The sequence below is a fragment of the Paenibacillus sp. FSL W8-1187 genome (assembly GCF_037965485.1).
Classification (GTDB): domain Bacteria; phylum Bacillota; class Bacilli; order Paenibacillales; family Paenibacillaceae; genus Paenibacillus_O; species Paenibacillus_O pasadenensis.
This window is the reverse complement of record NZ_CP150181.1, coordinates 1,014,399-1,027,449: the sequence shown is the minus strand read 5'-3', so window position 1 is coordinate 1,027,449 and position 13,051 is coordinate 1,014,399. Positions and strand designations below refer to the sequence as shown.

Genomic DNA, 13,051 nt, shown 5'->3' with positions numbered 1-13,051 from the left:
TTGCCCGTAACGTAACCGGTTACGTCAAGTATAGGAGCCGGCCGCCAGTCCGTCAATCACCGGCCGATCGGCTCGATCGGCGCCATCCGTCCGTAGACGGCCGGAGCTCCCGGAGTCGGCGCCGCCCAGCGCACGGCGTTGCCGATGACCTGCAGCACGTCCGGATGATGGTAGACGGGGAACGTCTCATGTCCCGGACGGAAATAGAACAGCCTGCCCTTGCCGCGCCGGTAGCAGCAGCCGCTGCGGAACACCTCGCCGCCCTCGAACCAGGAGATGAACACGAGTTCGTCCGGCGCCGGAATCTCGAACCGCTCGCCGTACATCTCCTCCTTGGGAATCTCGATAAATTCTCCAAGCCCGTCGGCAATCGGATGGCCGTGCTCGATCACCCAGAGGCGCTCCCGCTCGCCGTCATCCCGCCACTTCAGCGCGCCTGTGCGCGTTCCGAGCAGGCGACCGAACACTTTGGAGCCATGTCCGGAGTGGAGCACGATCAGGCCCATGCCCTGCAGCACGCGGTCCTGCACGCGGCTCGCGATCTGGTCGCTCACCTCGTCATGGGCCAGATGGCCCCACCAGAGCAGCACGTCGGTCTGCTCCAGCACCTCTTCGGTCAAGCCATGCTCCGGTTCGTCCAGCGTCGCGGTCCGTACCTCGAACGAACCTGCCCTACGCAGATGGGCGGCGATCGCGCCGTGGATGCCTTCCGGGTAGATTTCCGCTACCCGGGGATTGGTCTTCTCATGCCGATATTCATTCCATACGGTGACTCGGATCGCTGCCATGCTGATCTCCTCCTATTCAATCGTTACCCATCGCCGCTGCTCGAACGACTCTACGATGGCGTCCACCGCCCGCTGATTCGCCAGCCCATCCTCGATTGTCGCGTCGAGCCCGTCTCCGCCGCCCTGCAGCAGCTCGATGAAGGATCGCATTTGATCAGCATGGAACGCCTCCGGGATGTCGACCGAGCGGAACGCCTCGTCGCCGTCCAGTCGGATGCGGAGCGTATCGTCCTCCTCCAGCCGGTAGACGAGCGCGCCCTTCGTGCCGTAAATCTCGATCCGCTGGTAATTGCCGCGACCGCTCGCGAAGCGGGAGATCGCCATCGTTGACGAGATGCCGCCCTCGAGGCGGGAGAGCACATGGCAAAAGTCGTCGACGTCGACCTCGCCTTGCCCGGAGCCGTCCAGCAGGTCGCGCTGCGGCACGATCGTGCCGGCATCGGCGACGACGCGCTCGGTGCCGCCGATCAGGAAGCGGGTCAGGTCCAGAATGTGGCTGCCCAGATCGCCGATCGCGCCCGATCCCGTCTTCTCCTTGCGGAACCTCCAGACGAGCGGAATGCGCTCGTCCATCGCCCAGCCCTGCATGTACTGGCTGTGGACATGCAGGATCCTGCCCAGCCGCCCCTCGTTGATGAGCTGCCTCGCGTACCGGGCGGCTTTTTTGTAGCGGTAGGAAAAACAGATCAGATGCGGAACGGGAGACGCTTTCAAAAGCTGCGCCAGCTCCGCCGCTTCCGCCGCGTCCATCGCCACCGGCTTCTCCAGCGCAAACGCCTTGCCGCTCGCGATCGCCAGCTTGGCCAGCCCGCAGTGGCTCTCGTTCGGCGTGCCGATCATGACCGCGTCCAGCTCGGGATCGCGCAGCATCGCCTCGGGCTCCTCGTACACGCGCGCTGCCGGCAGCCCCCACTCGACCCTGCGCCGCTCGAGCGGCTCCGGGCTGCTGTCGCAGATCGACCAGATTTCCGCATCGGGAATCTTCTTCAGTCCGTCCGCATAAAAGGAGGCTATTCCTCCGACTCCAATGAATCCGATTTTCAAGGCCGCCATTTCATCTCACCTCTGTTGTCCATTGGGATTGAACTCCACTCCCAGCATAGGATAGGATGGACGGGATGAACATGGCCGTTTCGGGCATCATTTATCCAATTCCGACTTTTATGCTGAAAGGGGAGCACGCTTCCTCGTGATCTCGATCAATCTGGAATTCGCTCCGCAGGTGGCTCTGGTCGGCTTCATCTCCTACGGCAGCCCCTGGATGCATTTCAGGCGCGTCTCCGACGAGCCCATCCTCTACCTCGTCAAAAGCGGCGAGCTGCATCTGCTCGAGGACGGGCAGCCGCATGTCCTGCGCAGCGGCGACGCCCTCCTGCTCGAGGACGGACTGGAGCATGAAGGAACGGCCGCCCATGCCTGCGACTATTACTACATCCACTTCAGGCACCCGGAGCTGATCCGCCTGCCGTCCGGCGAGACGGAGCCGCTCGTCTCCTCCTTCTTCCGTGAAGAAGAGGAGGAGGCGGACAGCCGCTGCCGCTTCCCGAAGCAGTTCCACATCCCCGCCCTGTTCTCCCGCTCTCCGGCCGCCGGCGTCCTGAGCGAGCTCATCCAGCTGCAGCGGCGCAAGCAGTACAACCGCGTCCTAGCCTCGCTGAAGCTGGCGGAGCTGTTCGTCTGGCTGTCGCGCGAGCATATGCTGGCGCAGCTGCAGCGCAGCCGCAAGCGGACGTCCCGACTCGACCTGGCCGCGCATGAGCTGCTCGACCGCATCCACCAGGACGATGCCGGCAAATGGACGGGCGAACGGATCGAGCGCGAGCTCGGCTGCAGCTTCGACGCCCTGAACCGCTCGTTCCGCCAGCTCGCCGGCATGCCGATCGCGCAGTACGCCAACAAGGTGCGCATCGACCGCGCCTGCGAGCTGCTGCGGACGACGACGCTTCGCGTCGGCGAGATCGGCCGCCTCGTCGGCTTCGAGGACGTCTATTCCTTCAGCAAGGCGTTCAAGAAAAGCAAAGGCGTCCCTCCCAGCGCCTATGGCGCGGGAGGGACGGAGAAGGTTGAAATCAGACTATGATGGCATAGCTGCCGCGAAGGCGCGCGGCCTTACTCCGGCTGCTGCCGGTCCAGCCGAGTGATCAGGCTCACCATCACCGCAGCCGCCTGCGCGCGGGTCACCGGCTCGCCAGGAGCGAAGCGTCCGTCTCCCAGCCCGTTCATCAGGCTTGCCGCTTGCACCGCCGCGACAGAGCCGCGCGCCCAGGCCGGTATGGATCCGGCATCGGCAAAGCGAGGGCTGCTACCGGCTGCCGGCTTGAGTCCGGCGGCACGGGCCAGCACGACCGCCAGCTCGGCGCGCGTCAGCTCGCGCTGCGGACCGAAGCTGCCGTCGGCATACCCGGCGATGACTCCGCTGGCAGCGGCAGCTTCCGCATAGCCGGCCGCATAAGCCGGCATCGCGGCCTTATCGGCGAAGCGGCTCGATCCGGCAGGCTGCTGCCAGCCGAGCGCGCGGCCAAGCATCGTCACGAGCTCAGCGCGGCTGACGGGTGCGTTCGGGCGGAACGTCCCGCCGGCATCGCCGCGGATGATGCCGCGCATGAATGCTTCCGCAATCGCAGCGCTCGCCCAGTGGCTCGCTGTGACATCCTTGAATGCAAGCGGAGGCGACGGACTCGCGCTCGGCGACGGCGTCGGGCTCGCGCTCGGCGCAGGCGTCGGGCTCGCGCTTGGCGCCGGCGACGGACTCGCGCTCGGCGACGGCGTCGGGCTCGCGCTTGGCGCCGGCGACGGACTCGCGCTTGACGCCGGCGACGGACTCGCGCTTGGCGCCGGCGACGGACTCGCGCTTGGCGCCGGCGACGGACTCGCGCTCGGCTTCGGCGTCGGGCTCGCGCTCGATGTCGGCGTGGCTGCCGGCACAATCACGGTCAGCTCAGCCGTCGAAGCTTTGCTCTCGTCCGACAATCGCGTCACCTCAAGGACGAGCTTCACCTCCGCTTGCGCTGCCGGAGGCTTGATCGTGCCGTTCAAGGCGACGATTTCCGGATGGCTGCTCGAAGCGATCGCCACCTGGAATCCTGCCGGAACGGTCGGCAGGGCGAGCTTCGTCGCGTCCTTGTCCGGTGCCGGGATGCCGGAGATGCCGGCAGCGACTTGAGCGGCCGTCTGCTCCGCCGGCTCGGCTGGACCGCCGATGACGATCTCTTTTTCGAACATGTTGTTCGTGTAGTCCATCTCCTGCACGCGGAAGATGTCGTTCACCTTGAATCCAATCGTATAAGCGCCGTTGTTGTCGATGTGCCAGTGAGGAGGCCCGGACGGACCTGCATTCGCCGTCCACTGGGCGGACTGGCCGGGAGCGATCGCGGCTACCGGCAAGTCGCTCCATGCGACCGTGCCGCCGTCGACAAAGAACACTCCGCCGACCACTTTGCCGTCTTCGGTCGGCTTCGTGCCGATGTTCTTGATTGTCGCCCTCAGCACGACGCTGTCGCCGGCCTTCGGATTTTCCTCTACGATCTCCACATCCGTGACCGTCAGGTCGATTCCCGTCCGGACCGGAGAGCTCTTGATGCCGTAATACTTGAACTTGTAGAGCGCGACCGTGCCGGATTTGACGACGATTTTCACCGTATGCAGCCTGGCTTCAAGTCCTTCCTTCCGGAACACCTCGCGGTCGAAGCCTTCCAGCCCCGCCTTGTTGAGCTCGACGACGCCAGCCAGCTCTCCGTCCACATATACTTCGGCGACGCCTTGGTCGGCCGACTGGATGCGGGAGTTCCAGGCGAAGCCGGTTCCGCGGAAAGCGAAGGCGGCGGAAGCGCCGGCCGTCGACGAGTCATGCGAGGCCCCGTTCGGATTGGGCTCGAAGCCGTCATACTCGATATACTCGCTGCCATGCGGCAGCTCCTGCCACTCCGGCTGCGGCACATATTCGCCCGGCACAAGTTCGAAATAATCGATGTCGGCCGCGTTAGAAACGTTGGAGATGACGATGGTGGCGGTGCCTGCCGTCAGCTGCAGCGTCGTCTTGGCGTCTACGTACTTGCCGCTGTTGGACCAGCCGCCGGTCGCCGGCAAGCTGACCTGGACCGAGTCGCCTCCCTCGACGCTCAACTGCTTGGCTCCGTCCGTCGCGGCGGCATAACGGATCGTGAACGTATACGGCCCCGTCTCCGGCACGTGGATGTTCATCAGCTTCAGCGCGCCGTTCTGCGTTTGGCCGACGGCCTTTCCGCCCGAGGCGCCGCTGTCGTCAACGATGGAGAGGCCTGAAGCGAGCTCGGCGAGCTCCGCCTCGTAGCGCGGGCCTCCAGGCGTGACCGGCATTTGCGGCGTAGTCGCGGCAGCCTGCTCCGAAAAGCCGGAGAGATGTCCGGAATCGTCGAAGGCGACGACCCGGTACGTGTACGTCGACTCCGGCGCGACGCCGAAGTCACGGTACGAGGTCACCGTGCGAGGCACCGTGTTGATGCGCTCTTCGCCGCGGTAGATGAAATAGCCGGCCACGCGCGTATCATCCTCAGAAGCGTTCCAGCTGACGTCGATCTGCTTGTAGGATGCGGCAGATGCGACGACTCTGTCCGGGACCGTCGGATTGCCGGCATCCTCCTTGACGAGAATATACTGCACCGACTCGCCGGGCTCCAGCGTTACCGTAAGCGATACATAGGGATCGGCTGTCAGCGAGACCGCCTCATGAGCGGCTTCGTAGCTCTCGCCGGCGCCATAGCGGCTTCCGACATAGCTTCCGGCTTCAGGCAGCGCGACCTTGACCTTCATCGTCACCGGCTGCGTATCGAAGCTGGTGAAGTTCAGCAGCAGCTTGTCGCTGCTCGCGCCGACGGCGGACGTGCCGAGACCGGACGTATCGACGCCGCGGAACAGCACCCGCTTGTCGACAAGCTCGGCGCGGTTCTCATACGCGTAGGACAGAGGCGCTCCATGCGTGGCATACGCTGTCGCGAGCCTTCGGAACGACTTGAGGCGCGTCTCACCGGGCTCTTTGGCGTTGCCCCAGGCCAGCGTGTCTTCCGGACGGTGGGTGTTCCAGTCGATGCGATGGTCGAACAGGCCGAACACCGTCTCCCCTTCCTGGAAAAACGCCGCATGCTGCATGATATGGTCGACATAGCCGATGTTGGCCCGCATCTCGCGGTCGAAGACGGCGGCGAACCGCTTTTGGCTCGTGCCGTAGGCGGCGTTGTCGGCATGCGAATCGTTGCCGCCGGTCTCGCTCATCGCCATTTCCTTCGGAATCTCGCCGTTGGCGCTGTCGTAAGCGCGCAGCGTCTCCGGCAGCGAGGACCCCAGCGGATGCGCCGTGCCTCCGGCGCCGTAGCTATGGCCGTTGGTCAGATCCGACAGCAGCTCGATCGGACGGCGCTGCTCCGGATCCCGCTCCCAGCCGTCCGGCGTGCCGTTGCTCGGCCAGTAGGCCCAGCCCGGAGCGACGATGTTGAGGTTCGGCTGGATCTTCTCCCGCTCCTCGCGCAGCAGCTCCGTCAAGGCGACGATCGATTTCTGATGCCAGCCGAACAGGCCCGGCTCGTTCTGCACCTCGAGGTACTGGTACAGGTCGCCATACCGGCTCACGAAGTCGCGGTAGCCGTCGCGCGCCGCTTGCGAGATCTGGCCTTGCTGCAGCGTCGGATCGTCCTTGAGGCTGCCGCCGAAATAGTTCATCATCGGCTGCAGGTTCAGGTCGCGCAGCGTTTCCAGGTACGCCCTGCCTTCCGGCTGCCATTCCGGCTCCAGTCCGGACCAGAACGGCACGCGGATCCAGTTGCCGCTATAGGCGATGCCCATCCATTCCGAGAGAGCAGGCAAATTTCGCGTTTCGTTGTTGGAGAAGGTGAACAGGTTGCCGAAGTTCGTACCGAGATGCACGTAGCGTCCGTTGAGCGGCTCGACGGCCGGCTCGTCCAGGCGCTCCAGCTGCACGTAATCCCAGACGTACCAGTTGAACGGATCGCCCGCCTCGGTCGCATACAGACCCCGGTCGACTTTGAGCGTGAGCGTGTTCTCTCCCGCCTGCAGCAGCTCCTTGGGCACGTGCACCTGGTACGTCTCGACAAAGTTCATCGGGCGGCCGTCGACATAGGTCGCGCCGCTGCCGTTCACGCCGGCAATCTGCACGAGGCCGGCCATGATGCCGTTGGCATAGACGCCCATCTGCGGCGTGGACTTGTAGGCGTCCAGATTGCGGAAGCTGAAGCGGACGCCGTTTTCCGGCACCTCGCCGAGCTGGAAGCGGATCGCGATCTCTGCATTAAGGTCGCCTTTCATGCCTTTGGAGTAGCCGCTCCAGTCGGCGCGGGCGCTCCAGTCAGCCGGCACGTCCACCGTTTCGTTCGTCGCGGCGAAGTCGCGGAACTCTGCGCTGGAGCGGTCGTCGCGGCCGATTCGCCAAAGCAGCGTGGCCGCTTCCTGGCCAGGCTCTGCCGCACGCGTCGCCTTGCCGGGGAACGCCTTGCCGGAGGCGAGCGCATAGCCCGGAACGCCGCCTTCCGCCGCCTTCACCCGCACCTGCACCGCTCCGGCATGATGGAAGCGCGCCGGCACCGGCTGCGGATTGGCGGCCGCCGGCTGCCACGATTCGCCGGAGTCCAGCGAGTATTCATAATCCGAGACGTCGCCATAACCCGGCGCCGGCGTCCAGCCGAACGTGTACGCGTCGCTGTCCACAACCGGCTCCGTCGGCGCTGCCGGACGTTCGTGCGCCGGATCGGCATACACCGTCCAGGAGAAGTCGTCGATATAGACGCTTTCCCCGATGCGCCCTCCGCTCCACTGGGCCAGATCCCACTCGGCCTGCACCTCCAGCGGCGCGAATCCGGCTTCGGAGACGAAGCGCATGTCCGTGCCCTTGAGATAATACGTTTCCGTCTCTCCCTGGCGCGCTCCGCCCTGCATCGTCAGATCGCGTCCGTCCTTCCACTCGATGTTGGCGCTGTCCGCCGTCTTCGGATTGGAATTGACGAGCGACCAGTACAGGAACGAGCCTCCGTCCCAGCCCGCAGGCTGCCAGCGGCGAAACTGGATGCGGACAAGGTAGTTTTCCTTGCCCGACAGCTCGGCGAGCAGCTCCTTCCCCATGCCGAGCTGTCCGACATGGCTCTTCGCGAGGCTTTTGTCCTTCATCGTCACTCGAATCGCCTTGTCGCCGCCGTTATGCGGATTTTCCATCCACTCGGCATTGTGGCCGTCCCATGTGCTTTCGGCGCGGGACCATGGCAGCCCGTCTTCATCGAACGTCCAGCTGCCGACCGCTTTGGCCGTGTACTCGACCCCTTCATGCACGAGCGCATCGCCCGGCCGGGTCGCCAGCGTCTTGACCGCCGCCGCCGGACTCGCTTCGGACAAGTTGCCCGCCTCGTCGCGCGCCTTGACCGTCAGGAGATACGAAGCATTTTGCGCCAGCCCTCGGGCCGCATAGGTCGTCTGCGCGCCGGTCTCGGCGAGCAGGCTGTCGCCGCTGTAGATGCTGTAGCCGACCACGCCTTCATTGTCGGCCGATGCGCCCCAGCTCAGCGTTACCCCGTCTTCGCGGACGTCGCTGACGACCGGCTTTCCAGGGGCTGTCGGAGCTTCCGCGTCCGGCACGATCGGCCGGATCGAGAAGTTGTCGTAGCGGACTTCCGCCGACCCGTTCCAGATGCCGGCCTTGGCGCCATCGCCGCGCAGCGGGACGTTGTCGCGCGTCCAGACAAGCTCGCCGTCGACATACATTTTGGCCGCGCTGCCCTGCACGACGAGCTTGATCCGGTACGTCTGCCCGTATTCGAACGAATACGGCTTCTCCTCGTAGCTGGTGCAGCTTGCGTTCTCGAACTTGCAGCTGCCGATTGCATCCTGCCCCGGCTTGAAGCCGAGCGTCACGCCGCCGCTCTGCGGATCCATCAGGATGAGACCGGCATCGCGTCCATTGGCGATGTTGACGTCGACCTCGATGGCAGCGTCGAGGTACGTCCGGTCATTCAGCCAGATCGTTCCGGATTCGCTTGTGGGCGAAGACGCAAGCCGGCCTTCCGCCGCTTCCCAAATTCCTTTGTCCACCGTCCAGGCGGACAGATCGCCGTCGTTGTCGAACCCGTCCTCGTACGTCAGGCTCGGCGGCTGGCTCGGCGGCTCTTCTGCCGCGGCGGCGTAGCCGGCAGGCAGCACGAGCAGCACCGCCAGAAAGACGAGGAGCGCCTTCGACAGTCCCGAGCGGATTCGCTGGTTTCGTTTCAATCTTTTCACCCTCCTTGATAATGGAAGCGCTTGCTATGAGGCGTAAAGCAGCTCGCCGATCCCTCCTCTGCGTTCATGCCGGCCGTTTAAGTCCGGCTTGTCCTTTATTGTGGCGCGCAATTCCCCGCCCGTCGATGACAGATGTTTCTTCCTCTGTGACCTTTATTAAGCAAGAGAAAGCGCTGCCAGAAGTGAAAAAAGCCAGGGCGGCGGCGCCCCGGCTTGAACCTTCACACGCTTCCGGACGAAGCCGGAGCGGTTATTTGCCGTTTGCCTGCTTCCAGGCATCGAGCTGCTTCTGGACTTCGTCGGCGATCGCTTTCAGGCCGGCGTTCTCCAGCTTTTCATTGCGCTTTTTGAGGATCGGCTCCGGATCGACCGAGCCGGTGCGCAGGATGTCCTTGTACTCGTCCCAGATCGTATTGAACGCCGCGACCTGCGTCTTGACCGGATCCGGGTTGAAGTTGAAGCCGAGCAGCGGCGAACGCTCCGCCGTCTTGTTGAATGCCACGTACTGCTCGTATTTGTTGTCCGCCTCGTTGTCGAGCAGATAGTTGTTGAGCTGGTTGCCGATGATCCAGGCGTTGCCCGGAGCGTATCCGGAATCCGGGATCTGCTGGATCTTGTTGTCGGCGATCTTTTTGTAATGCTTGTCAGCAAGGCCGAATACGACCGTGTTGAGCAGCTCCTTGTCGGTATAGAGCTGGTCGAGCACCATCATGGCCCGCGCCGGATCTTTGGAAGAGCGCGCGATGGCGAATTGCGAGCCGGTCGCCATCGACGTCGTCACGAGCGGCGACTGCGTATCGACGACGATCCAGTCGAAGAACTCCGGCCCTTGCCCGCTCGTATTTTTGACGCGCATCGCCTCCGCGCGGCCCGGCGAGGTCGTCGTCGGCATGAACCAGATCTTGCCGGCCATGACCACGTCCCCGATCTTCTCCTGCGTCGTCGGAGCTGTCTTGTTGACAAGGCCTTCTTGGTACCATTTATGCAGCAGCTTGTAGTTGCCGAGTTCTTTTTCGACGAATGCCGGATCGGTGACGGTGACGACTTTGTTCGGATCTCCGTTGCGGTTGATGAACACTCCGTTGTTGAACAGCGGCTGATAGCCGTAGTCAGGCGCCCAGTCGACAGCCGAATCCTGCTTGTTGGCATAGACCGGATAGATATTCGGCTCTTTTTCCTTGATCGTCTTCAGGAACGGCTCCACGTCCTTGAGCTCCTTGACGCCCGATACGTCGAACCCGTATTTCTCGACGATGTCCTTGCGGAACGCGATGCCCCGTCCTTGAGCGATCTCCTTGTTCGTTGGAATCGCATACAATTTTCCATCTACGACAGGAGCCTCCAGATAGAGAGGATCAATGACGGACTTGATGCCTTGGCCGTATTGTTCCAGCAGGTTTCCTTGAGGGCTGCTGTCGTCGTTCAGCGCGAGGAACGCTCCTTTGGCCGTATTGGAGAAAAATTGGTACCATTCCGGCGCGAACACGAGATCCGCCGGCTCTCCTGTCTGCAGCATCAGGTTCGTCTTCTGCTGGTACGCGCCCCAGTCGATGTAATTCAGCTTCACGGACGTATTCGGCACCTTGTCGGCGAGCAGCTCCTTGATGCGCTCCTCGACGGCAGCCTGATCCTTTTGCGGCGATCCCGGCATGTAGATCGACACTTCATACGGCGCGAGCTCGGCTGGCGCCTCCGGACTTGCAGTCGCAGCGGGATCTCCGCTGGCGGACGGACTCGGACTTGCCGCCGGAGCGTTGCCTCCCCCTCCGTTGCCGCAAGCGGCGAGCGCCAGGGAAGCGGTCATGAGCATCGCGATGGAAAACGTGGCTGCATGGCGTTTCTTTTTCATCTGTGTACCCCTCCATGGAATAAATATGCATTGAATGAAATTTAATCTATGCCAACCAGGGCGGCGAAGCCCCGGGGTCAGCCTTTCACGGATCCGACCGTCAAGCCCTGGATGAAATAGCGCTGGAAGAACGGATAAGCCAGCACGATCGGACCGATGCCGACGGCGACCATAGCCATCCGCAGCGTCTCGCCCGGCAGGTCGGCCAGATTGAGGTTGGCCTGCGCGACCGGATCCATCTGCTCCTTGATGAACTGCACGTCGTTCATCACCTTCATCATCAAGTACTGCAGCGGCAGCTTGCGGGCATCGTCGATGAACAGCAGCGCGTTGAACCAGTCGTTCCAGTAGTTGATCGTGCTGAACAGCGCTACGGTCGCAAAGACGGGCAGCGACAGCGGCACGATGATGCGGGCGAAGATGCGAAGCTCTCCGGCGCCGTCCATCTTCGCCGACTCCAGGATGGCCGGATGGATCGTCGTCTGGAAAAACGTCCGCATGACGATGACATAAAAAGGCATCATCAGGAGCGGGAGCAGCAGCGCCGTATACGTGTCCTTGATGCCAAGCACGCTCGTGTACACGAGATACTTGGTGACCGTGCCGCCGTTGAACAGCATGACGAACACGAGCAGGAACGTGAACACATGGCGGCAGGGCAAGTCCCTCCGCGACAGCGGATAGGCGTACAGCCCCATGATGAGAATGTTGAGCACTGTCCCGATGATCGTCAGGCCGATGCTGACGCCATAGGCGCGCAAGACGGTCGTATAGTCCTTGAACAGGAATTCGTACGAGGACAGCGACCATTCGGCGGGCCAGAAGCGGTAGCCGTGCTCCACGATCGACGTCTCGCTCGTCAAGGAGACGACGATGACGAGCACGACCGGAACGATGCAGGCGATCGACAGCAGGATGAACGCCAGGTGGATGAGGAAGGTCGCGGCCGGACCCGCCTTGTTTTCGCGCCGCCCCGGCTTGCGCGGGGCGGCGAGCGCTGCTTGTTTCATGGTCATTTCCTCCTTGCAATGGACGATCGATGCGAATCGGCGGCAACCCGCCGGTCCGTGCGCCAGGCCGTGCTTGCGCACACGCCCTAGAACAGCGCGTCCTCCTTGCTGATGCGGCGCACCAGAGCGTTGGAGCCGAGGACGAGGATGAAGCCGACGACAGACTGGACAAGCGCTGCGGCAGACGACATGCCGATGTCGTTGAGCGTAATGAGCGCCCGGTAGACGAAGGTATCGATGACGTCGGTCGAGTCGTACAGCACGCCGGAATTGAGCGGCACCTGGTAGAACAGGCCGAAGTCGGAGACGAAGATGCTGGACATCGACAGCAGCGTCAGGATGATGATGAGCGGCCGGATCATCGGGAGGGTGATATGCCATGCCTGCCGCCAGCGGGAAGCGCCATCGATGACCGCGGCCTCGTAATATTCCGTGTCGATGCCGGCGATGCCCGCGATGTAGACGACGGCGCTGTAGCCGATGTTCTTCCACAGCGTGACGATGACGAGGATGTACGGCCAGTGAGCCGTAGACGTATACCAGTCGATCGGCTCCATGCCGAAGCTCTCGAGCACCGTATTGAGAAATCCGCCTTGCGGACTCAGGAACGCCAGTACGAGATAGCTGACGACGACCATCGAGAGGAAGTAGGGCAGGATCATGAAGCTCTGGTAAAATTTCGCGGCCAGCTTGTTCTTGAGCTCGTTGAACAGCAGGCTTACGATAATCGCGCCGATCGTCGTCAGCGTCATGAACGTGATGCTGTACAGCACCGTGTTGCGGACGGCCCGAAGGGCGTCGGGATTGTTGAACAGAAACTTGAAGTTGCGCAGTCCGACCCACGGGCTGCCGAAGATTCCGTCGATATAGTTGATGTCCTTGAAGGCGACGAACACGCCGAAGATCGGCAAGTAGTTGTTGACGATCAGGACGAGCAGACCCGGCAGGAACATCAGATAGAGCGTCTTGTAGGATAGCAGCCTGCGCCACGGCCGCGCTTTGCTCTCCTTCCGTGCGGCTCCTTCCAGGCGCTCCGCAGCGTCCGAAGACGGGGGCTGCAGCGTGTTGCTTGCCATGCGAGGTTCCTCCTTGCGGCATTACGCCTTGGTTTCCATGTCTCCATTATAGAAGCCGCAGGAGGCCGGTTCGATGAC

General features: G+C 63.1%; 7 protein-coding genes. 1 reads left to right on the top strand and 6 read right to left on the bottom strand.

Annotated features, from left to right (window positions below):
* Positions 1–56 precede the first annotated feature (56 nt).
* Complete coding sequence (locus tag NYE40_RS04485; protein WP_028600263.1) at positions 57–788, bottom strand: ThuA domain-containing protein; 732 nt, start codon at positions 786–788, stop codon at positions 57–59.
* Positions 789–800: 12 nt separating this feature from the next.
* Entirely contained in the window at positions 801–1,841 is a 1,041-nt protein-coding gene (locus tag NYE40_RS04480) for a Gfo/Idh/MocA family oxidoreductase (RefSeq protein WP_028600262.1), read from the bottom strand.
* A 136-nt stretch (positions 1,842–1,977) separates the two neighbouring features.
* Here NYE40_RS04480 and NYE40_RS04475 point away from each other — a divergent pair, with 136 nt between their 5' ends.
* Positions 1,978–2,868, top strand: coding sequence for an AraC family transcriptional regulator (locus tag NYE40_RS04475; protein ID WP_339279373.1), 891 nt, complete (start codon positions 1,978–1,980; stop codon positions 2,866–2,868).
* 29 nt (positions 2,869–2,897) lie between these two features.
* On the opposite strand, the gene NYE40_RS04470 is transcribed toward NYE40_RS04475, so the two are convergent.
* From NYE40_RS04470 to NYE40_RS04455, 4 genes are all read right to left on the bottom strand, one after another.
* The gene (locus tag NYE40_RS04470) at positions 2,898–9,029 is read right to left on the bottom strand and encodes an S-layer homology domain-containing protein (protein ID WP_339279371.1); all 6,132 of its coding nucleotides are present in this window, start codon (positions 9,027–9,029) and stop codon (positions 2,898–2,900) included.
* Positions 9,030–9,288: 259 nt separating this feature from the next.
* Positions 9,289–10,887, bottom strand: coding sequence for an ABC transporter substrate-binding protein (locus NYE40_RS04465; RefSeq protein WP_339279369.1), 1,599 nt, complete (start codon positions 10,885–10,887; stop codon positions 9,289–9,291).
* Positions 10,888–10,964: 77 nt separating this feature from the next.
* Positions 10,965–11,897, bottom strand: a complete 933-nt coding sequence (locus tag NYE40_RS04460; protein WP_339279368.1) for a carbohydrate ABC transporter permease — start codon at positions 11,895–11,897, stop codon at positions 10,965–10,967.
* Between the two features lie 86 nt (positions 11,898–11,983).
* Positions 11,984–12,973, bottom strand: coding sequence for an ABC transporter permease subunit (locus NYE40_RS04455; protein WP_339279367.1), 990 nt, complete (start codon positions 12,971–12,973; stop codon positions 11,984–11,986).
* Positions 12,974–13,051: the final 78 nt, after the last annotated feature.